The sequence below is a fragment of the Bradyrhizobium sp. AZCC 1719 genome (assembly GCF_036924525.1).
In the GTDB taxonomy this organism is placed as follows: Bacteria; Pseudomonadota; Alphaproteobacteria; order Rhizobiales; family Xanthobacteraceae; genus Bradyrhizobium.
Genome location: NZ_JAZHRU010000001.1, coordinates 1 through 23377, shown reverse-complemented (window position 1 = coordinate 23377; position 23377 = coordinate 1). Strand labels below are relative to the sequence as shown.

The following is a 23377-nucleotide window of genomic DNA, read 5'->3' as shown; positions in this document are numbered from 1 at the left end:
ATTGAGTTTCTCTCTCCGGCGACAACTAATTGCTATCGCCGAAGGACCAGCCGGACAAAATCTAGCGCCAAGACGGCGAACACGCCGAACCAGGAGCGAATGATGGCAATGGATGAGATCGTCGACGGGCATTCGGAAGTTTCCTGCGATGTGCTCGTTATCGGCGGCGGTACGGCCGGACCGATGGCGGCGCTCAAGGCGAAACTGAAGAACCCCAAGGCGAATGTCGTTCTACTCGAAAAGGCGAACGTCAAGCGGTCGGGCGCGATCTCGATGGGGATGGACGGGTTGAACAACGCCGTCATTCCCGGCTACGCGACGCCGGAGCAATACACCAAGGAAATAACCATCGCGAATGACGGCATTGTCGATCAGAAGGCCGTCTACAAATACGCGCAGAATTGCTACAAGATCATCGAGGAGCTCGACAGTTTCGGCATCCGCTTTCTGAAGAACGAGAACGGCGATTACGCCGTCAAGAAGGTGCACCATATCGGCACCTATGTCCTGCCGATGCCGAACGGTGAGACGGTCAAGAAGGCCCTTTACCGCCAGCTCCGGCGGGCGCGGATCTTGATCTCGAACCGCTACATGGCGACCCGTCTGCTGACGTCGCACGACGGACGCGTCGCGGGCGCCATCAGCGTCAATACGCGCACCGCCGAGATCCTGGTGATCAAGGCCAAGGCTGTCATCCTCTGCATGGGCGCCGCCGGTCGCCTTGGCCTTCCCACGTCGGGCTATATGTTCGGTACCTATGAAAACGCCGCCAATTCAGGCGATGGCTATGCGATGGCCTATCATGCCGGCGCTGCGCTCGCGAACCTCGAATGTTTCCAGATCAATCCGCTGATCAAGGATTACAACGGACCGGCCTGCGCCTACGTCGCCGGTCCCTTCGGCGCGTTCACGGCCAACAACGAAGGATCGCGCTTCATCGAATGCGATTACTGGTCGGGCCAGATGATGCTCGAGTTCTACAACGAATTGCTGTCGGGCAAGGGACCGGTATTTCTTCAGCTCTCGCATCTTCACGAGAAGACCATCGAGGAGATCGAGTCCACGCTGCACAAGGTAGAGCGACCGACGCGCGGGCTGTTCCAGAAGGGACGGGGTACCGACTATCGGACCGAATCGATCGAGATGCACATCTCCGAGATCGGTTTCTGTTCGGGACACAGCGCATCCGGTGTGTTCGTTGATGATTTTGCGCGCACGACCGTGCCAGGTCTTTACGCCGCCGGCGATATGGCCAGCGTGCCTCACAACTACATGCTTGGCGCTTTTACCAACGGTTCGGTTGCGGGCATCGACGCGATGGAGTTCGCGGACAATCACGACTTCGCAGCGTTCGATGCGGCCGACGTGGCCAAAGAGCGCGACCGGGTGATGGCCCCGACAAGGCGGGAAGACGGCATCCCGCCGAACCAGATCGAGTACAAGGCCCGCCGCCTGGTCAACGATTACCTGCAGCCGCCGAAGGTCACGCGCAAGTTCCAGCTCGGCCAGCGTCGGCTGGCGGAGGTTCGCGAGGATATGGAGCAGCGAATGATCGCGCGCAACTCGCACGAACTGCTTCGCGCGCTTGAGGCCCAGTCGATACTCGATTGCGCCGACATGGCAGCTCACGCCTCGCTCTACCGCGAGGAAAGCCGCTGGGGCCTCTATCACCTCCGCACCGATTTTCCGGAGAAGGACAACGCGAACTGGTTTTGCCACACGCTTCTCAGCAAGAGGAACGGCAGGATGACCAGTGAGAAGCGGGATGTAGAGCCTTACGTCGTCCCGATCGCCGACGAAGAGAAAGGTCTGTACGACAAGCAACGCATCCGCGCCAGCGCATAACCGCCCTGCAACGAAGCACCAGGAGACTTAGCAATGCCTCTCGCCAGTTATCAGACCTCCGTGCCGGTCGTTGTGGACGACGCCAAGTGTATCGCGGACAAGGGATGCACGGTCTGCGTCGATGTTTGTCCGCTCGACGTGCTTCGCATCAGCGACATGACCGGAAAGGCCTACATGGCGTATGACGAGTGCTGGTACTGCATGCCGTGCGAAGCCGACTGCCCGACCGGTGCCGTTACTGTCAACATTCCGTACCTTCTGAGGTAATCATGTCGGGCCCTTTCGAATCCTACGACGATCTCGAAGACGCCGATGAACGGCTCGGAGCTGCCGATCCTGGCGAGCGCCGCGTCGCAATCATCGCACTGGGCCATTCCGGCGATCCCGCGGCCGTCGGGCTTCTGAGCAGCATGGTCGCCGATCCGGACGCCGGGGTGCGTCAACAGGTGGCGATGGCGCTCGGAGAGTTCGACGGCCCGCAGTCGGCAGCGGCCTTGGCGAAACTGTTGGTCGATCCGGAGCAGGCGGTCGCGTCCGCTGCGGCCGATAGCATGGCTGAACTGAAGGACTCAGCATGCGCCGATGCCATACTCCCCTTGGTCAAGCACGCGCACGCCTTTGTCCGCATGGGCGCGCTCCGTGCGCTGAAGGAATTGCGGCGCAAGGACACGCTCAAGCCGGCGCTGGAAGCGCTCCGGGACAGCGATGCTGCGGTACGCGTACAGGCGATCGGCGTCATCGGCTTTTTAAAGCTTGAGGAATCCATACCCGCGCTCACCGCATCCACTGGGGATCCCGATGCCCATGTCAGGCGGGCGGCGGTCAGCGCGCTGGCGTTTTCCCAGATGAAGCCTGCAGCCGAATCGATCACGCGGACGCTTGGGGATGATGACTGGATGGTCCGCGAAATGGCGGCGGAGACGCTGGGTCTTAACGTCAATGGCTTCGTTGCGGCGGATCAATTGATCGCCGCGTTGACGGACGATTTCTGGCAGGTGCGGCTCAAGGCAATCAGAAGTCTCGGCAAGATGAAGGTAGACCAGGCGGTTCGCCCGATCGGCAAGTGCATCACGCACGAGCAGGCAAATCTGCGGAAGGAGGCGGCGGCAGCGCTGGGGGAGATTGCCGATCCAGCTGCGGAACCGTTTCTCGTTCTTGTCGCAAACGATCCGGATCCCGAGGTCAGAAAGAACTCTCGCTGGGCGCTCCAGCAGGTTGCTGCCAGGAGGGCGAAGACGAGTTCCTAGCCTGTAGATTGCCGGACGGTCGAGAAATTCGGAGCGGCTGCGCGCTTGCCGACTGCGAAGAGAACCACGGGTCCCTTTTTGCATTTGGCGCACGAACGCTGTTGCGAAACATTGTACGCTCATTGGTGGGGCCGATGCCGCCAAACCAAACCATAGTAGATCACTTGAGCAAGCAGCGCGGCGATGAAGCCGGCCGGGTAGCCGATCCAGATGCCGTCCAGCCCGATCCAGCGGGAGACCAGGTACGCGATGGGCAATTGGACCAGCCAGATTGCGGCAATCGTAATGCCCGCTGGCCACACTACCACGCCGGTCGCTCGCATGACGCCGGCGAGGACGTTGCCGATTCCGAACAACAGATAGCTCCAGAGCGCGATCCGTAAGGCGCGGCTGGCGATCGACAGCGTATCGGGATCGGTTATGAACCACGAAAGGACAATCTGCGGGAACAGGCAGATGACGCAGACCACCGGCGCGCCAATCAGAACGTTCAGCACCGTCGCAATCCGCGTGATCGCTCCGAGCCGGTCGGCTCGCCGCGCGCCAACGGCCTGCGCCGCAAACGCCGTGGCGGCAAGCGCTACACCCTGCATCGGCGCCAGCAGATATCCGACCACCTGGTTGACGGCCCCGTAAGCGGCGGTCGCGCTCGATCCGAAAGCGTTAACGAGAAAGACCACTGCCACTTCGGACAGCGAAGCCATCGCCATCTGGACACCGGCGGGAACGCCGATGGCCAGGAACGATCGGGCGATCGCCGGGTCGATCCGAACTCGGCGCAACAGCTCCCGGTCGAACGCCATCGGGTGTCGCCGGACCGCAAGATAGGCCATGAGGGCCGGAAGCGATATCGTGCAGGCTACGAGATTGGCGCACGGGGCGCTCGTCACCGCAAGCTTCGGCAGTCCGGACCAGCCTTCGATCAGGGCCGGCGTCAGTAGCAGGCTGATGGCGATGCACAAGGCCGTCGCCAGGAACGGCGTCCGCGCATCGCCGGTGCCGCGCAGAAGATAGGTGTAGGCGAAAAACAATGTCATGATCGGCAACGAGACGAACGTCACGCGCGCGTAAGCAACGGCAGGCGATAGAATATCCGGCGGCGTTGCCATCACGGCCAGCAGTTCCGGAGTGAAGCGATAGCCGACTGCCGCGATGGCAATGCTGACCAAGGCGCAGACGCACAGGGTGGTTCCGGTCACACTCTTGATCTGCTGCGTATCGCCGGCGCCATAGGCGCGACCGACGAGAACGATGCCGCCGGTGATGACGCCGATCAAAAACGAGACCAGCAGAAGGAAGATCGGAAAGAACACCGAGGCGACGGCCAGTGCCCATGGGCCGAGAAGCTGCCCGAAATAAATCGCCGTGATGGTGCCGGAGAACAATTGAAGCACGGCATTTGCCGTCTGCGGCACGACGAACCACGCCATTGCCCGCCACAACTGCTTTTCGTCGAATTGATGAAGTTGCGGCGGGGATGCCGGCCCCCGGGTTGACGCCGGCGGGACCGGCGCCTCATGGGTGGTGCTGCTGGGATCGGCGGGGGCGTGGTGCCGGCGCACGCGCGATGGCGGGTTTTGCAGGTTCACGGCGGGCTCACCGGGTTCGGCGGATCGATCGTATCGATCGGCGCCGTCCGATAGGGTGGCTCAGCGCCTGCGATGTCCGACCATAGCGCGGCCAACCGTTGCCCGGGATCGGCAGCGATCGCCGTCAGCAGGCTCACGAGGTCATCCGCGAGTTGACTGATCGCGGCTGCATCGAAACGTCGACGACCGAAGATAACCCGCAACTTTATCCGCGCGCCGGGCGCTGCGACCAGGCATAGCGGAAAGTGAACGCCCTCCTCGAAGCTCGCTATGGCACCGACTCGCAATTCGGTCGCCGATACAGCCGCCTGGTCCGCAAGCGTTGGTCCAACCGGATAATTCTCGAAGACAATCACCGACTCGAACAGCGCCTCGTCGGCCGGAGCGCCGCTCCAGCGTCGGATGTCGATCAACGAGCAGCCGTCATGGCTCTGTTCCTCGGCTTGTTGGGCCTGCAAATCCACGAGCCAATCCGTCACCCGTGCCGTCGGGTCCAGTCGTACGCGGCGCGGCAGCGTGTTGATGCACAACCCGACCATCCGCTCGACGCCTGGGAGCTCGCCGGGGCGACCTGCGGTGGTCATCCCGAAGATCAAGTCGTCATCCGCTGTGTGGCGCCCTAGTGCCAAGGCCCATGCCCCCTGAATGAGTGTGTTCATTGTCAGCCGCTGTGCCTGCGCCAGCGCCTGCAGTTGCGCAGTTAGCTGCTCCGAGAGAGTTGCGCGGTGCTCGCCCGCCGCATCGGGCGATGCCTCGGATTCTCCCGCCGGCAGATCGAGCCGGTGCGGCGCGAGGCCCGCCAGGCGGTTGCGCCAGAACGCTTCGCTGGCGGTTCGATCCGCCGCAGCAAGCCATGCCAGGTAATCGCGATAAGGTCGCGCCGACGGCAAGGCCGCCGGTCGACGCTGCCGCGCAGACTGATAGAACGCCAAGAGCTCGCGCAGCATGATCGGGATCGACCACCCGTCCAATAGCAGGTGATGAAAGCTCAGGATCATGCTGTGGCGTACACGCGAGTGACGCAGCAGACAGACCCGCAGCAGCATGCCAGAGGCAAGATCGAAACCTTGCGCCCGGTCCTCCGCGAGCAGGTTCTGGAGGCGGCGTTCGGCGACTTGCACATCGAGCCCCGACCAGTCGTCGGCGCGCCACGGCAGCTTGGCATCCCGTCGCACCACCTGCAGCGGTGCTTCCTCGACGTCGTCAGCGATGGCGACGCGCATTGCGGCATGCCGGATAGTCAATTCGCGCCACGCCGCTTCCAGCGCCGCTCGGTCGAGATCCCCCTCAAGCGTCAGGCACAATTGCTCATGGTAGGCCACACTGTCCGGTGACCGGCGTGCATGCGAGAGCATAACGTGCTGCATGGGAGCCAGCGGCCAGATGTCTTCGAGATCCGGATAGCGCTGCTGCAACGCGTTGAGGCGGGTCTCGTCAAGCTGAGCCAAAGCAAAGTCGGAAGGCGTATGGCTGCTGATACCACGGGTCGCGCAATGGCGAATCAGGCCGCGCAGCGCCGCTGCGAAGCATTCCGCCAGGTCGACGATCGAAGCTCGATCATGCGCGGCAGGCCACCATCGCCACTGGATCTGCAGCGTGCCGTCCTTTACCAACGCCACAACCTCGATCAGATGATCCCTGCCGCGATTCGGCGCGATCGTCAGCCCGGAACTTTCAGCCGCCAAGCGCCATCCGGAATCGGGCCCCTCATCAAAACGGCCAAGATAATTGAAGCTGATCTTGGCGCGTGGCAGCGACCGCAATGCTTCGGCCGTCTGCTCATTGAGGTAGCGCAACAGGCCCCAGCCGATGCCGCCGTGCGGCACCGCACGCAGATGCTCCTTGACGCGCCGGAGTGCTGCGCCGGCCGCGGGCCCGCCGGCCATGACCTGTTCGAGGTCCAGCCGCCCGGCATCGAGTCTGACAGGAAACATGGTGGTGAACCAGCCGATGGTCCGCGACAGGTCGACTGCGGCGAACAGATCCTCGCGACCGTGACCCTCGAGATCGACGAGCGTGGCCGTTTCGGCCTCTCCGCGCGCAGCGCGCCAGCCGGCCAGGGCGACGGACAACGCGGCGAGGAGCGCATCGTTGATCCGGCTGTGATAGGCCTGCGGCACGGCGGTCAGCAGCGCCTGCGTCTCCTCGGCCGTGAGCAGAAGCGTCAGCCCCTCCGTTTGACCGTAGGTGGCGTGGCGTAGATCGACGGCGTGGTCGATCGGCAGGTCAGGCGCCTCGTGGCAGGCGGCGGTCCAGAAATCGAGTTCGCTCGAGACTGCAACATCCTCGGCATGGTTTTGGAGTCGTGTCGCCCAGCTCTTGAATGACGTAGTCTTGCCTGGAAGCTCGACGGTCTCGCTGCGTTCGAGTTGGCCATAGCCCGCGATCAAGTCCTCGATCAGGATCCGCCAGGACACGCCGTCCACGACAAGGTGGTGGATGGCCAACAGCAGGCGGCCCGGCGTATCGGCGCCGAAGTCGAACCATGCGGCCGCAACCAGACGACCGGCAACCGGATCGAGGCTCTGCTGCAGCGTGGTCGCGGCAATCTCCATCTGTTCGATCCGCGCATCGGGCATGAGCTCAGCCATGTCGAAATGCGCAACCGCGATGGGCGCCACCTCGTCCGCAGCCAGATATTCCTGCTGCCAGCCCGTGGGCCTTCGAACAAATCGGCTGCGGAGTGCGTCATGATGGATCAAGAGGGATGCGAGTGCGCGTTCGAGACGAGCATGTCGGATGTCGGCCGGGACTTCCAGCAGCACCGCCTGGTTGAAATGTTCGATCGGTCCGGGCTGCTCGAAGAACCAGCGCTGGATCGGCGTCAGCGGCGCTGCGCCGCTGGTGACGTCGACCTCGGTTGCTGCCGCCGGCTGCTCGGCGACGTGGGCCAGCGTTGCCACCGTCTGGTATTGGAAGATCTGCCTCGGAGTAATCGCCACGCCCGCGGCTCGCGCGCGCGATACCACTTGAATGGACTGGATCGAGTCGCCGCCGAGTTCGAAGAAGTTTTCGTTGATGCCGACGCGTTCGAGGCCGAGGATTTCGGCGAACAGTCCGGCGAGCACGGTCTCGACCGGATTGCGCGGCGGCTGGTGCTCTGCTTCGCGGTGGCGGTCGGGGGCCGGCAGGGCGTTGCGGTCGAGCTTGCCGTTGGGGGTGAGCGGTAGCTGGTCGAGTTTCACCAGGGCGGCCGGCACCATGTAGTCGGGCAGCTTGTGCTGGAGCTGGCGGCGCAATTCGCCGAGGTCGAAGGCCGCGTCGGGTGTCGCGTCCTTCATTGCGTCCTGGCGCGGCACCACATAGGCCACCAGCCGCTTGCCGGCGGCGTCCTCCCGCGCCACCACCACGGCCTGGGCGACATTGGCGTCCGACAACAGGGTGGCCTCGATCTCGCCGAGTTCGATGCGGAAGCCGCGCAGCTTGACCTGGGTGTCGAGCCGGCCGAGGAAGTCGAGCTCACCGTCGGCGCGCCAGCGCACCAGGTCGCCGGTGCGGTAGAGCCGTTCGCCGTCGGCGAACGGGTTTGGCACGAACCGCTCGGCGGTGAGGCCGGGCCGCAGCAGATAGCCGCGCGCCAGGCCGGCGCCGCCGATGTAGAGCTCGCCCGCCACCCCGACCGGCACCGGCTCCATTTGCTGGTCCAGCACATAAATGCGGGCATTGGGCAACGGCCGGCCGATCGGCGGCCGGCGATCCCCGGCGCAGAGGAACATGGTGGTGCACACGCTGGCCTCGGTCGGGCCATAGGCATTGAGCACGCTGCGGCCGGACAGCCAGGGTCGCAGCATCTCGGCGGAGCAGGCCTCGCCGCCGACGATCAGGGTTGTGAGGTCGGGCAGCGCCGCCGCCGGCAGCGCCGCCAGCGCGGTGGGCGGCAGCAGCACCGTGGTGATGCGCTGCCGGATCAAAAGGTCGCGCAGCGGTTCGCCGGGCATCAGATCGCGCGGCTCGGCAAGCACCAGCGCGGCACCGACCCGCCAGCTCATCACCACGTCCCACACCGCGGCATCGAAGCTGATCGAGGCGAACTGCAGGATGCGGTCGGTGGGGGCGAGCGGCAGCTGGGCGAGCTGCGCCTCGGCGAGGTTCATGATGCCACGGTGCGGGATCATCACGCCCTTGGGCCGGCCGGTCGAGCCCGAGGTGTAGATCACATAGGCAAGATGATCGGCATCGACGCCGCTGGCCGGCGGCGTTTCCGGTTGCCGGGCGATGTCAGGCCAATCGGTGTCGAGCCGCACCAGCCTGGCGGCCGGCGCGGGCAGGCGATCGGCCAGCGCCTCCTGGGTGAGCAGCACCGTCACCTTGGCGTCGGCCAGCATGTAGGCGAGACGGTCGGCGGGGTAGCGCGGGTCGAGCGGCAGGTAGGCGCCGCCGGCCTTGAGGATGCCGAGCACACCGACCGCCATGTCCAGCGAGCGCTCGACGCACAGGCCGACCACGACGTCGGGGCCGACGCCGAGCGCGCGCAGATGATGGGCAAGCCGGTTGGCGCGGCGCTCGAGTTCGCCGTAACTCAGCGTCTGATCCTCCAGCACCACGGCGATGGCGTCGGGCCGCCGCGCCGCCTGCTCGGCAAACAGCTCATGCAGGCAGCGATCCTGCGGATAGAGCGCCGCGGGGCCGTTCCAGTCCGCGAGCAGTTGCCGGCGTTCGGCCTCGCCGAGCAGCGCCAGTTCGCGGATGCGCCGGTCCGGCTCCGCCACGATGCCGTCCAGGATCCGCCCGAAGTGGCCCACCAGCCGCTCGATGGTGCTGTCGTCGAACAGATCGGTGGCGTAGACCAGCGAGGCCGACAGGCCGCCGTCGACTTCGGCCACCGAGAGCTCGAGATCGAACTTGGCCGGCACCGCGCCGCTGTCGAACGGTTCGATCGACAGGCCGGCCATGTGGGTCGGCCGCTGCGGCATGTTCTGCAGCGCGAACACCACCTGGAAGATCGGCTCGCGGCTCAAGTCGCGGATCGGATGCAGGGCCTCGACCAGCTTCTCGAACGGCAGGTCCTGATGCGCATAGGCCTCGAGCGCGACCGCCTTCACCCGCCGCAGCACGTCGCGGAACGACGGCGCGCCGGTGAGGTCGGTGCGCAACGCCAGCATGTTGACGAAGAACCCGATCAGGCCTTCGGTCTCGGCGCGGGTCCGCCCGGCAATCGGGGTGCCGACCACCACATCGTCCTGGCCGCTCCAGCGCGCCAGCAGCACATTGAACGCCGCCAATAGCGCCATGAACAGCGTCGCGCCCTCCTGGCGCGCCAGCTTGATCAGCGCGGCGGTGCGGCCCGGGTCGACGGTGAAGGTGCGCAACCCCCCGCGAAAGCTCGGCACCGCCGGGCGCGGCCGATCGGCCGCCAGCTCCAGCCCCGCCGGCGCGCCGGACAGTTGCTCCGTCCAATAGCCGAGCTGCCGCGTCAGCGCGGCATCCGCCAGCCAGCGCCGCTGCCACACCGCGTAGTCGGCATATTGGATCGGCAGGGCGGGGAGCGGCGAGGGCCGGCCGGCCGCAAGCGCCGCATACAGCGTTTCGACCTCGCGCACCAGGACGCCCATCGACCAGCCGTCGGACACCACATGATGCATCGCCAGCACCAGCACATGAACGTCCGGCGAGAGCTGCAACAGCGCCACGCGCAGCAGCCGGTCGCGCGCCAGATCGAACGGCTGCTGCATGATGGCATCGGCGCGCTGCCGGGCCTGCCGCGGCTCGACCGCCTGCGGCGAAAGCGCCACCGGCCAGGGCGGATCGATCACCTGGACCGCGCCATCGCCGCGGCTCTCGAACCGCGTGCGCAACGCTTCGTGCCGCCGCACCACCTCGCTCAGCGCCGCCGACAGCGCCGCAACATCGAGCCGGCCCGTCAGCCGCACCGCCACCGCAATGTTGTAGCTGCCGCCCGCAAGCCCAAGCTGCTCCAAAAACCACAGCCGCTCCTGCGCATGCGACAGCGGGGCCTCGGCGGCTCCGCGGCGCGCGATGTCTTGGGAGGCAAGCCGTCCCATGGACGCAGCCGCGACCCGTCGATGCAGCAGCTCACGCCGCAGCAATGCAATGTCCGTCATCCGATGCTCCCGATCGTTGTCGTGGAAACTTCGCTGTGCTTTGCCTTGCCACCATCCAGACGTTGCAATGCGATCTCCACTTGTTCGGGTGTCATCGCCTCGATCTCGTTGGCGAGCGCTTCCTCGGTGCGGACGGCAATCTCGGCAACGGTCGGCCCCATGAAGATCACGCGGACCGGCAACGTCACTCCCAAGGCGGCGCGCACGTGGCTGACGAGCTGCATCGCCAACAGCGAGTGGCCGCCGAGTTCGAAGAAGTTTTCGTTGATGCCGACGCGTTCGAGGCCGAGGATTTCGGCGAACAGTCCGGCGAGCACGGTCTCGACCGGATTGCGCGGCGGCTGGTGCTCTGCTTCGCGGTGGCGGTCGGGGGCCGGCAGGGCGTTGCGGTCGAGCTTGCCGTTGGGGGTGAGCGGGAGCTGGTCGAGTTTCACCAGGGCGGCCGGCACCATGTAGTCGGGCAGCTTGTGCTGGAGCTGGCGGCGCAATTCGCCGAGGTCGAAGGCCGCGTCGGGTGTCGCGTCCTTCGTCGCGTCTTGCATTGCGTCTTTCATTGCGTCCTGGCGCGGCACCACATAGGCCACCAGCCGCTTGCCGGCGGCGTCCTCCCGCGCCACCACCACGGCCTGGGCGACATTGGCGTCCGACAACAGGGTGGCCTCGATCTCGCCGAGTTCGATGCGGAAGCCGCGCAGCTTGACCTGGGTGTCGAGCCGGCCGAGGAAGTCGAGCTCACCGTCGGCGCGCCAGCGCACCAGGTCGCCGGTGCGGTAGAGCCGTTCGCCGTCGGCGAACGGGTTTGGCACGAACCGCTCGGCGGTGAGGCCGGGCCGCAGCAGATAGCCGCGCGCCAGGCCGGCGCCGCCGATGTAGAGCTCGCCCGCCACCCCGACCGGCACCGGCTCCATTTGCTGGTCCAGCACATAAATGCGGGCATTGGGCAACGGCCGGCCGATCGGCGGCCGGCGATTACCGGCGCAGCGGAACATGGTGGTGCACACGCTGACCTCGGTCGGGCCATAGGCATTGAGCACGCTGCGGCCGGACAGCCAGGGTCGCAGCATCTCGGCGGAGCAGGCCTCGCCGCCGACGATCAGGGTTGTGAGGTCGGGCAGCGCCGCCGCCGGCAGCGCCGCCAGCGCGGTGGGCGGCAGCAGCACCGTGGTGATGCGCTGCCGGATCAACAGGTCGCGCAGCGGTTCGCCGGGCATCAGATCGTGCGGCTCGGCAAGCACCAGCGCGGCGCCGACCCGCCAGCTCATCACCACGTCCCACACCGCGGCATCGAAGCTGATCGAGGCGAACTGCAGGATGCGGTCGGTGGGGGCGAGCGGCAGCTGGGCGAGCTGCGCCTCGGCGAGGTTCATGATGCCCCGGTGCGGGATCATCACGCCCTTGGGCCGGCCGGTCGAGCCCGAGGTGTAGATCACATAGGCGAGATGATCGGCATCGACGCCGCTGGCCGGCGGCGTTTCCGGTTGCCGGGCGATGTCAGGCCAATCGGTGTCGAGCCGCACCAGCCTGGCGGCCGGCGCGGGCAAGCGATCGGCCAGCGCCTCCTGGGTGAGCAGCACCGTCACCTTGGCGTCGGCCAGCATGTAGGCGAGACGGTCGGCGGGGTAGCGCGGGTCGAGCGGCAGGTAGGCGCCGCCGGCCTTGAGGATGCCGAGCACGCCGACCGCCATGTCCAGCGAGCGCTCGACGCACAGCCCGACCACGACGTCGGGGCCGACGCCGAGCGCGCGCAGATGATGGGCAAGCCGGTTGGCGCGGCGCTCGAGTTCGCCGTAACTCAGCGTCTGATCCTCCAGCACCACGGCGATGGCGTCGGGCCGCCGCGCCGCCTGCTCGGCAAACAGCTCATGCAGGCAGCGATCCTGCGGATAGAGCGCCGCGGGGCCGTTCCAGTCCGCGAGCAGTTGCCGGCGTTCGGCCTCGCCGAGCAGCGCCAGTTCGCGGATGCGCCGGTCCGGCTCCGCCACGATGCCGTCCAGGATCCGCCCGAAGTGGCCCACCAGCCGCTCGATGGTGCTGTCGTCGAACAGATCGGTGGCGTAGACCAGCGAGGCCGACAGGCCGCCGTCGACTTCGGCCACCGAGAGCTCGAGATCGAACTTGGCCGGCACCGCGCCGCTGTCGAACGGTTCGATCGACAGGCCGGCCATGTGGGTCGGCCGCTGCGGCATGTTCTGCAGCGCGAACACCACCTGGAAGATCGGCTCGCGGCTCAAGTCGCGGATCGGATGCAGGGCCTCGACCAGCTTCTCGAACGGCAGGTCCTGATGCGCATAGGCCTCGAGCGCGACCGCCTTCACCCGCCGCAGCACGTCGCGGAACGACGGCGCGCCGGTGAGGTCGGTGCGCAACGCCAGCATGTTGACGAAGAACCCGATCAGGCCTTCGGTCTCGGCGCGGGTCCGCCCGGCAATCGGGGTGCCGACCACCACATCGTCCTGGCCGCTCCAGCGCGCCAGCAGCACATTGAACGCCGCCAATAGCGCCATGAACAGCGTCGCGCCCTCCTGGCGCGCCAGCTTGATCAGCGCGGCGGTGCGGCCCGGGTCGACGGTGAAGGTGCGCAACCCCCCGCGAAAGCTCGGCACCGCCGGGCGCGGCCGATCGGCCGCCAGCTCCAGCCCCGCCGGCGCGCCGGACAGTTGCTCCGTCCAATAGCCGAGCTGCCGCGTCAGCGCGGCATCCGCCAGCCAGCGCCGCTGCCACACCGCGTAGTCGGCATATTGGATCGGCAGGGCGGGGAGCGGCGAGGGCCGGCCGGCCGCAAGCGCCGCATACAGCGTTTCGACCTCGCGCACCAGGACGCCCATCGACCAGCCGTCGGACACCACATGATGCATCGCCAGCACCAGCACATGAACGTCCGGCGAGAGCTGCAACAGCGCCACGCGCAGCAGCCGGTCGCGCGCCAGATCGAACGGCTGCTGCATGATGGCATCGGCGCGCTGCCGGGCCTGCCGCGGCTCGACCGCCTGCGGCGAAAGCGCCACCGGCCAGGGCGGATCGATCACCTGGACCGCGCCATCGCCGCGGCTCTCGAACCGCGTGCGCAACGCTTCGTGCCGCCGCACCACCTCGCTCAGCGCCGCCGACAGCGCCGCAACATCGAGCCGGCCCGTCAGCCGCACCGCCACCGCAATGTTGTAGCTGCCGCCCGCGAGCCCGAGCTGCTCCAAAAACCACAGCCGCTCCTGCGCATGCGACAGCGGCAGCGGCTCGTTCCGCTCCACTGGCAGCAGCGGAGCCGCGGACGTTGCCGGCGCCATCTGCAGCCGCTCGGCTAAGCTCGCTACCGTTGGGGCCTCGAACAGGGTGCGCAAAGGGAGGTCGACTCCAAGCTCCTGCTGGACGCGGGCAACCGCCTGGGTCGCGAGCAGCGAATGGCCGCCGAGCGCGAAGAAGTCGTCGTTGATGCCGACACGCTCAAGGCCGAGCACATCGGCGAATATCGAGGCGAGCATCGTTTCGGCGGCATTGCGTGGGGCGAGGTAGGCGTCCTGCTCAAGGCGGTCCGGCGCCGGCAACGCCTTGCGGTCGAGCTTGCCGTTGGGCGTCAGCGGCAACTGATCGAGCACCACAAAGCCGGCCGGCACCATGTAGTCGGGCAGGGCCTGTTGGAGATGATGGCGCAGGCTGGCGGCGTCAGACCGCGCGTCGCCGCGCCCCACCACATAGGCGATGAGCCGGCGGTCGGTGTCTTCGTTCACAACAACGGCGGCTCGCTCGACCGCGTCGTGGTTCAGCAGCGCCGCTTCGATCTCGCCGAGCTCGATGCGGAAGCCGCGGAGCTTGACCTGGTGGTCGATGCGGCCGAGGTAGTCGAGCTGTCCTTCGGCGCGCCAGCGTGCCAGATCGCCGGTGCGGTAGAGCCGTTCACCGGCGACGAACGGGCTCGGCACGAAGCGTTCGGCGGTCAGGCCGGGCCGGCCGAGATAGCCGCGCGCCAGGCCGGCGCCGCCGACGTAAAGCTCGCCGGCGACCCCAAGCGGGACCGGATCGCCGTGGCGATCGAGCACATAGGCCTGCAGATCGGGGATCGGGCGGCCGATCGCGCTCGCCGCGGCGTCGACGTCGCTCCGCCGCACCGGCCGCCAGGTCACATGGACGGTGGTCTCGGTGATGCCGTACATGTTGATGAGCTGCGGGCGCGCATCGCCGTGACGTTCGAACCACGGCTTGAGCCCGGCAAAATTCAACGCCTCGCCGCCGAAGATGACCAGCCGCAGCGACAGCGCGCGCGGCATGATGGAGTCGGCTTGGATCAACCCGGCGAAGGCCGAGGGCGTCTGGTTCAGGACGGTCACGCCTTCGCGCGCCACGAGCTCGTGGAACAGATCTGGAGACCGGCTGACCCAGTACGGCACCACCACCAGCCTGCCGCCGTTGAGCAGCGCGCCCCAGAGCTCCCAGACCGAGAAGTCGAACGCCAGCGAGTGAAACAGAGTCCAGACATCGTGCGGGCCGAAGTCAAACCAGGCGTCGGTGGCGGCGAACAGCCGGGTGACGCAATCATGGGTGATGAGCGTCCCCTTGGGACGCCCGGTCGAGCCCGAGGTGTAGATCACATAGGCGAGGTTGTCGGGCGCGCAGACCTGTGGTGGGGCGGTGTCGGGATGGCGAGCGATCGGCGGCCAATCGGCGTCGAGCCGCACCACTGTCGCTTCGCTTGCCGGCAGCCGATCGGCCACGGCCGCCTGCGTGAGCAGCACCGGCACCTGGGCGTCGGCCAGCATGAAGGCGAGGCGGTCGGCCGGGTAGTCCGGGTCGAGCGGTAAATAGGCGCCGCCGGCCTTGAGGATACCGAGGAGGCCGATCACCATCTCGAACGAGCGCTCGGCGCACAGCCCGACCACGACGTCGGGGCCGACGCCGAGGCCGCGCAGATGATGGGCGAGCTGGTTGGCGCGGCGCTCGAGGTCGCCGTAGCTCAGCGTCGCTTCGTCCAGGCTCAGCGCCACCGCATCTGGCGTGCGCGCCGCCTGTGCGGCAAACAGCTCATGCAGGCAGAGATGCTGTCGATAGGCCGCTGTCTCATTCGAGCGCGCGATCAGCTCCCGGCGCTCGGCCTCGCTCAACAGCGTCAGCGCCGACAGCGGCCGCTCGGCATCTGCCATCAGCTCTTCAAGCAGCCGCGCGAAGTGGCCGGCGAGGCGTTCAATCGCCACTGCCTCGAACCGGTCCGCGTCGTAGATTAGCTTGACCGACACCGCCTTTTCGATGGCGACCTGGAGCGTCAGCGGATAATTGGTCCGCTCCGTCGACCGTACGTCGGTGATTCCTATGGTCTGCGTCAGATCGGCGGCAGCGGACATTTCGGCCGGAAAGTTCTCGAACGCCATGATGCTGTCGAACAGCGGCGTGCCGTCCTTAACTTCGCTCCAGTGCTGTACCAGCGGCAGCGGGCTGTATTGATGCTCCAGCAGCTCGGTCTGCCGCGCCTGGACTGCATGCAGCCAGTCAGCCACCGTCTGTTGCGGTGGGATCGCAATGCGCAGCGGCAACGTGTTGATGAACAGCCCGACCGTGCGCTCCACTTCGGGCAGCTCCGCCGGACGGCCCGACATGGTGACGCCGAACACCACGTCGTCGCTGTCCTCGTAAAGCGAAAGCAGCAACGCCCAGGCGCCCTGCACCAGCGTGTTCACGGTGAGCTTGTGATGCCGGGCAAAACTCTCGAGCGCGGTGAGTTCGGCATCAAAGACATGGACATGCTCGGCATAGCGATCGCTGCGAACGGCATCTCGGCGGGGCCGCTCCAGCAGCAATGGGGTCGGTGTCTCGAAGCCGGCGAGAGCTTTGCGCCAATAGGCTTCGGCGACCCCGAGATCCCGGCGCTGCAGCCATGCGATATAGTCTCGGAATGGGCGCACGGGTGCAAATTTCGGAGCGTCGCGCCGGCTCAGCGCGCAGTAGGCGGCGAACACGTCATCGAGGAGCAACGGGATCGACCAGCCGTCGAACATAATATGATGGCTGTTCCAGATCAGACGGTACTCGGCCGCGGCGGTGCGAGCCAGATGCAGCCGCAGCAGCGGCGGTCGCGTGAAGTCGAAGCCGCGGGCACGCTCGGCCTGCTGCAGGGCGGCAAGCCGCGCCTCCTGTTCGGCGGCGCCAAGCTCGCGCCAGTCGTGGCGCTCGAACGGCAGCACGGCACGGCGCAGCACCACCTGCAGCGGCTGCTCCAGCTCCTGGCCGACAAAGGCGGTGCGCAGCGCGGAGTGGCGTTCGACCACGGCCTGCCACGCTTGTTCGAACGCATCGAGATCGAGTGTCCCAGCTAGCCGGCAGCCGACCGATATCACGTAGGCGTTCGATTCCGGTTCGTAGAGGCTGTGGAACAACAGGCCTCGCTGCAGTGCTGTCAGCGGATAGATGTCCTCGACCTGCCGGGGGCCGCCGACCGCAGCGATCAAACGATCGAGCTCTCGCTGGCCGATGCTGGACTGAGCCTTGCTTCTGCGTGCATGAACGTTCATCGGTCGGCTCCGATCTCAAAAACTGAGGTTGGCTTGCAGGAGTGGAAAATCCGACGGGGTGAAGCCGCCTTCACTGGCCTCGCAATGCTCGATCAGATTCTGTAGCTGCGCGACGAAGGTTTGCGCCACGGCCTCAATGGTCGACGTCTGGTGAATAGCCGTGCTGTAGACCCACTGCAGTTGCAGCCGGCCGTCGTGGACATGGGCGGAGACATCGATCAGATGGCGGCGCGCGTTGCCGGGATGCGTGAGCGCGCCGACATTCTGCTCAGCGAAGCGGAACGGCCGCGCGCCGTCCGCTTCGTCGAGTTGACCGAGATAGTTGAAGCTGATCTCCGGCTCCGGCACCGGCAGCGCCTCCGCCGCCGCGGCGCCGCCGAGATAGCGCAGGATGCCGTAGCCGATGCCGCGGTTGGGCACGGCGCGCAACTGCTCCTTGACCGCCTTCAACGCCGCCCCGGGATCGCTCGCATCGCCGAGATCCAGCCGCACCGGGAACAGGCTGGTGAACCAGCCCACGGTGCGCGAGACGTCGGCTTCGGCGAACAGGGCCTCGCGGCCATGGCCTTCGAGCGCGACCAGCAGGCGGCGCCGCCCGCTCCAGGCCGCCACCGCCTCGGCCAGCGCGGTCAACAGCGCGTCGTTGATCTGGGTGTGGTAGACGTTCGGCACCTCCTGCAGCAGCGCGCGGGTGTCGGCTTCGCTGAGCGACATGCTCACCATGCGCACCGCGCCGGCGGTGTTGATGCCGCCGGGATGGTCCACCGGCAGGCGTCCGGCGTCCGAGAACGGCATCTGTTGCCAGTACGCCAGCTCGCGCTGGGCGGCCGCCGATCCGGCATAGGCGGTGAGCTGTTCGGCCCACCGCTTGAACGAGGTGGTCTTGGCCGCAAGCTGCACCGGTTTATCCCGCTGCAGCGCCGCCAGGACGGCATCGAGGTCGTCGAGCAGGATGCGCCACGACACCCCGTCGACCACCAGATGATGCAGGATCAGCAACAGCCGGCGGCCCTGCGCCCCGAGATCGAACCAGGCGGCGCAAACCAGCGGGCCGGTGGCGAGCTCGAGGCTGGCCTGCAGGCGATCGGCATGCCGGGCCAGGGCGGCGGATTGATCGGCGGCGTCGAGCGCGGACAAATCGATCTGCTCGAACGCCGGCTCGGCATCCTCGGCATGGGCCTGATGCCAGCCATCCTCGCTGCGGTAAAAGCGCAGCCGCAGCGCATCGTGATGCCGCACCAGGTGACGCAGCGCGTCGCCGAGCGCTGCCGGCGTCAGGCCCGCATCGCATTCCAGCAGCACCGCCTGGTTGAAGTGATGCGGCGCCAAAAGCTCCTGCTCGAACAGCCAGCGCTGGATCGGGGTCAGCGGCACCTCGCCCTGCACCAGGCCTTGTTCGGCGCAAACCGCCGTCGCGCGGCCCGCCACCGCCGCGAGACCCGCGATGGTTTGCTGCTCGAACACCTGGCGGGCCGACAGGCTCAGTCCGACCCGGTTGGCCCGCGCCACCAACTGGATCGACTGGATCGAATCGCCGCCCAGCGCGAAGAAGTTGTCGTTGACACTGATGCGGTCGAGCTTGAGCACGTCGCGCCAGATCGCGGCGAGCGCCGCTTCGGTCGGGTTGCGCGGGGCGATGGTCTCGCCGGATCCCTGCCAGTCCGGCGCCGGCAAGGCCTTGCGGTCGAGCTTGCCGTTGGCGGTGAGCGGCAACTGATCGAGCATCACGAAGCCGGCCGGCACCATGTAGTCCGGCAGGGCCTGTTGGAGATGATGGCGCAGGCCGGCGGCGTCAGGCCGCGCGTCGCCGCGCCCCACCACATAGGCGATCAGCCGGCGGTCGGTGTCTTCGTTGACAACAACGGCGGCCCGCTCGACCGCGTCGTGGTTGAGCAGCGCCGCTTCGATCTCGCCGAGTTCGATGCGGAAGCCGCGGAGCTTGACCTGGTGATCGATGCGGCCGAGGTAGTCGAGCCGTCCTTCGGCGCGCCAGCGTGCCAGATCGCCGGTGCGGTAGAGCCGTTCACCGGCGACGAACGGGCTCGGCACGAAGCGTTCGCTGGTCAACCCCGGACGGTTCAGATAGCCGCGCGCGAGGCCAGCGCCGCCGACGTAAAGCTCGCCGGCGACCCCGAGCGGGACCGGATCGCCGTGGCGATCGAGCACATAGGCCTGCAGATCGGGGATCGGGCGGCCGATGGCGCTCGCCGCGGCGTCGACGTCGCTCCGCCGCACCGGCCGCCAGGTCACATGGACGGTGGTCTCGGTGATGCCGTACATGTTGATGAGCTGCGGGCGCGCATCGCCGTGGCGTTCGAACCACGGCTTGAGCCCGGCAAAATTCAACGCCTCGCCGCCGAAGATGACCAGCCGCAGCGACAGCGCGCGCGGCATGATGGAATCGGCTTGGATCAACCCGGCGAAGGCCGAGGGCGTCTGGTTCAGGACGGTCACGCCTTCGCGCGCCACCAGCTCGTGGAACAGGTCTGGAGACCGGCTGACCCAGTACGGCACCACCACCAGCCTGCCGCCGTTGAGCAGCGCGCCCCAAAGCTCCCAGACCGAGAAGTCGAACGCCAGCGAGTGGAACAGCGTCCAGACATCGTGCGGGCCGAAGTCAAACCAGGCGTCGGTGGCGGCGAACAGCCGGGTGACGCAATCATGGGTGATGAGCGTCCCCTTGGGACGCCCGGTCGAGCCCGAGGTGTAGATCACATAGGCGAGGTTGTTTGCGCCGGCGTCGGTCGCCGGCGGCGTTTCGGGGCACCGGGCGATGAGCGGCCAATCGGCGTCGAGCCGCACCACTGTCGCTTCGCTTGCCGGCAGCCGATCGGCCACGGCCGCCTGCGTGAGCAGCACCGGCACCTTGGCGTCGGCCAGCATGAAGGCGAGGCGGTCGGCGGGGTAGTCCGGGTCGAGCGGTAAATAGGCGCCGCCGGCCTTGAGGATACCGAGGAGGCCGATCACCATCTCGAACGAGCGCTCGGCGCACAGCCCGACCACGACGTCGGGGCCGACCCCGAGCTCGCGCAGATGATGGGCGAGCTGGTTGGCGCGGCGCTCGAGGTCGCCGTAGCTCAGCGTCGCTTCGTCCAGGCTCAGCGCCACCGCATCTGGCGTGCGCGCCGCCTGTGCGGCAAACAGCTCATGCAGCAGGCCGCGCGGATACTCCGCCGCGGTGTCGTTGAAGCCCGCGACGAGCTGCCGATGCTCGGCCTCGCTCAACAGCGCCAGCGCCGACAGCGGCCGCTCCGGGTCGGCGATCATCTGCCGGAACAGGTGGGTGAAGTGGCCGAGCAGCCGTTCGACCGCCACCGCCTCGAACCTGTGGGCATCAGAGATCAGCCGGAACGACAGCGTCGGCCCGACCGTGACCTGCAGCGTCAGCGGATAGTTGGTCCGCTCGGTCGGGCGGACATCGGTGATCCGGACCGTCCGCGTCAGTTCGCCGAGCGCGGACATCTCCGCCGGATAGTTCTCGAACGCCACGATGCTGTCGAACAACGGCGTGCCCGCCGGCACCTCGCTGGCGCGCTGCACATCGGCCAGCGCGCTGTACTGATAGTCGGTCAGTTCGCTCTGCCGCGCCTGGACCTCGCGCAGCCAGTCCAGGATCTTTTGTCTGGGGGGTACGGCAAGGCGCAGCGGCAGCGTGTTGATGAACAGCCCGACGGTGCGCTCGACTTCGGGCAGCTCCGCCGGGCGGCCCGAGACGGTGACGCCGAACACCACCTCGGTGCTGTCGCCATAGCGGGACAGCAATAGCGCCCAGGCGCCCTGCACCAGGGTGTTGAGGGTCAGCCGATGCCGGCGCGCAAACCCTTCGATCTCGGCCAACGCGACCGGGAACGTCCCCTCATGCTCGGCATAGTGATCCACCGGATCGGTCGGCGCGGCGGGCCGGCCGAGCCCGAGGGCGGTCGGGGTCGCAAAGCCAGCCAGGCGTCGGCGCCAGTAAGCCTCGGCGGCGCCCTGGTCCTGGCGCTGCAGCCAGCCGATGTAGTCGCGGAACGGGCGCGGCGGCTTTAGCTGCGGCGTCTCGCGCCGGCACAGCGCGCCGTAGGCGGCAAACACCTCGTTGAACAGGATCGGCATCGACCAGCCGTCGAACACGATATGATGGCTGTTCCAGATCAGCCGGTACTCGGCCGCGGCGGTGCGCACCAGATGCAGCCGCAGCAGCGGCGGGCGCGTGAAGTCGAAGCCGCGGGCGCGCTCGGCCTGCTGCAGGGCCAAAAGCCGCGTCGCCTGTTCGGCGGCGTCCAGGGTGCGCCAGTCGTGGCGCTCGAACGGCAGCACGGCATGGCGCAGCACCACCTGCAGCGGCTGCTCCAGCTCCTGGCCGACAAAGGCGGTGCGCAGCACCGCGTGGCGCGCGACCATGCGCTGCCAGGCCTGTTCGAACGCATCGACATCGAGCGCCCCGACCAGCCGGCAGCCGAGCGAGATCACGTAGACGGTGGAATCCGGCGCGTAGAGACTGTGGAACAACAGTCCCTGCTGGGTCGCCGACAGCGGATAGATGTCCTCGATCTGCCGGGGACCGCCGAGCATCGCGATCAGGCGGTCGAGCTCGATTTGGCGGGTGGCGGCGAGCGGGAAGTCCGATCGCGTGAAGCCGCCTTCACTGGTCTTGCAATGCGCGATCAGGTCGCGCAGCGCCGCGACATAGCGCTCGGCCAGCGCCGTCATCGTCTCGGGCGCATGCCGGCCTGCGTTGTAAAACCACTGCAGCTGCAGCCGGCCGTCGCGGACATGGGCGGAGACGTCGATCAGATGCCGGCGCGCGTTGCCGGGGTGCGTAAGCGCGCCGGTGTTCTGCTCGGCGAAGCGGAACGGCCGCGCGCCGCCACCCTCGTCGAGTTGACCGAGATAGTTGAAGCTGATCTCCGGCTCCGGCACCGGCAGCGCCTCCACCGCCGCGGCGCCGCCGAGATAGCGCAGGATGCCGTAGCCGATGCCGCGGTTGGGCACGGCGCGCAACTGCTCCTTGACCGCCTTCAACGCCGCCCCGGGATCGCTCGCACCGCCGAGATCCAGCCGCACCGGGAACAGGCTGGTGAACCAGCCCACGGTGCGCGAGACGTCGGCCGCGGCGAACAGGGCCTCGCGGCCATGGCCTTCGAGCGCGACCAGCAGGCGGCGCCGCCCGCTCCAGGCCGCCACCGCCTCGGCCAGCGCGGTCAACAGCGCGTCGTTGATCTGGGTATGGTAGACGTTCGGCACCTCCTGCAGCAGCGCGCGGGTGTCGGCTTCGCTGAGCGACATGCTCACCATGCGCACCGCGCCGGCGGTGTTGATGCCGCCGGGATGGTCCACCGGCAGGCGTTCGGCGTCCGACCAGGGCACCTGTTGCCAGTACGCCAGCTCGCGTTGCGCGGCCGCCGATCCGGCATAGGCGGTGAGCTGTTCGGCCCACCGCTTGAACGAGGTGGTCTTGGCCGCAAGCTGCACCGGTTCATCCCGCTGCAGCGCCGCCAGGACGGCATCGAGGTCGTCGAGCAGGATGCGCCACGACACCCCGTCGACCACCAGATGATGCAGGATCAGCAACAGCCGGCGGCCCTGCGCCCCGAGATCGAACCAGGCGGCGCAAACCAGCGGGCCGGTGGCGAGCTCGAGGCTGGCCTGCAGGCGATCGGCATGCCGGGCCAGGGCGGCGGATTGGGCGGCGGCGTCGAGCGCGGACAAATCGATCTGCTCGAACGCCGGCTCGGCATCCTCGGCATGGGCCTGATGCCAGCCATCCTCGCTGCGGTAAAAGCGCAGCCGCAGCGCATCGTGATGCCGCACCAGGTGACGCAGCGCGTCGCCGAGCGCTGCCGGCGTCAGCCTCGCATCGCATTCCAGCAGCACCGCCTGGTTGAAGTGATGCGGCGCCAAAAGCTCCTGCTCGAACAGCCAGCGCTGGATCGGGGTCAGCGGCACCTCGCCCTGCACCAGCCCTTGTTCGGCGCAAACCGCCGTCGCGCGGCCCGCCACCGCCGCCAGACCCGCGATGGTTTGCTGCTCGAACACCTGGCGGGCCGACAGGCTCAGTCCGACCCGGTTGGCCCGCGCCACCAACTGGATCGACTGGATCGAATCGCCGCCGAGCGCGAAGAAGTTGTCGTTGACACCGATGCGGTCGAGCTTGAGCACCT

At 67.4% G+C, this 23377-nt stretch carries 7 protein-coding genes; 3 read left to right on the top strand and 4 right to left on the bottom strand.

Translation table 11 applies throughout. From position 1 onward, the window contains the following. Positions 1-102 precede the first annotated feature (102 nt). Genes V1292_RS00035 through V1292_RS00025 form a run of 3 tightly spaced genes read left to right on the top strand, consistent with a single transcriptional unit; the run spans position 103 to position 3092 of the window. The gene (locus V1292_RS00035) at positions 103-1845 is read left to right on the top strand and encodes a fumarate reductase/succinate dehydrogenase flavoprotein subunit (protein ID WP_334369758.1); all 1743 of its coding nucleotides are present in this window, start codon (positions 103-105) and stop codon (positions 1843-1845) included. Positions 1846-1878: 33 nt separating this feature from the next. After that, the gene (locus V1292_RS00030) at positions 1879-2112 is read left to right on the top strand and encodes a 4Fe-4S dicluster domain-containing protein (RefSeq protein WP_008141081.1); all 234 of its coding nucleotides are present in this window, start codon (positions 1879-1881) and stop codon (positions 2110-2112) included. A gap of 2 nt (positions 2113-2114) precedes the next feature. Continuing rightward, a complete protein-coding gene (locus V1292_RS00025) occupies positions 2115-3092 on the top strand; it encodes a HEAT repeat domain-containing protein (protein ID WP_334369757.1) in 978 nt (325 codons plus the stop codon). Positions 3093-3211: 119 nt separating this feature from the next. Here V1292_RS00025 and V1292_RS00020 read toward each other — a convergent pair whose 3' ends face one another. From V1292_RS00020 to V1292_RS00005, 4 genes are read right to left on the bottom strand one after another with little or no spacing between them, the layout of a single operon-like run. After that, on the bottom strand, positions 3212-4681 hold the full coding sequence (locus V1292_RS00020; protein WP_334369756.1) for an MATE family efflux transporter: 1470 nt from the start codon (positions 4679-4681) through the stop codon (positions 3212-3214). Beyond that, positions 4678-10743 (bottom strand): amino acid adenylation domain-containing protein, encoded by a 6066-nt coding sequence (locus tag V1292_RS00015; protein ID WP_334369755.1) that lies wholly within the window; start codon positions 10741-10743, stop codon positions 4678-4680. Before V1292_RS00015 ends, V1292_RS00020 begins: the two co-directional genes overlap by 4 nt. After that, positions 10740-17234, bottom strand: a complete 6495-nt coding sequence (locus V1292_RS00010; protein ID WP_334369754.1) for an amino acid adenylation domain-containing protein — start codon at positions 17232-17234, stop codon at positions 10740-10742. Before V1292_RS00010 ends, V1292_RS00015 begins: the two co-directional genes overlap by 4 nt. 15 nt (positions 17235-17249) lie before the next feature. Next, entirely contained in the window at positions 17250-23375 is a 6126-nt protein-coding gene (locus V1292_RS00005) for an amino acid adenylation domain-containing protein (protein WP_334369753.1), read from the bottom strand. Positions 23376-23377 lie beyond the last annotated feature (2 nt).

What these genes read in the sequence shown, in the direction of transcription:
- V1292_RS00035 (WP_334369758.1), top strand. Translation starts at nt 103, where the DNA reads ATGGCAATGGATGAGATCGTCGACGGGCATTCGGAAGTTTCCTGCGAT.
- V1292_RS00030 (WP_008141081.1), top strand. Translation starts at nt 1,879, where the DNA reads ATGCCTCTCGCCAGTTATCAGACCTCCGTGCCGGTCGTTGTGGACGAC.
- V1292_RS00025 (WP_334369757.1), top strand. Translation starts at nt 2,115, where the DNA reads ATGTCGGGCCCTTTCGAATCCTACGACGATCTCGAAGACGCCGATGAA.
- V1292_RS00015 (WP_334369755.1), bottom strand. Translation starts at nt 10,743, where the DNA reads ATGACGGACATTGCATTGCTGCGGCGTGAGCTGCTGCATCGACGGGTC.
- V1292_RS00010 (WP_334369754.1), bottom strand. Translation starts at nt 17,234, where the DNA reads ATGAACGTTCATGCACGCAGAAGCAAGGCTCAGTCCAGCATCGGCCAG.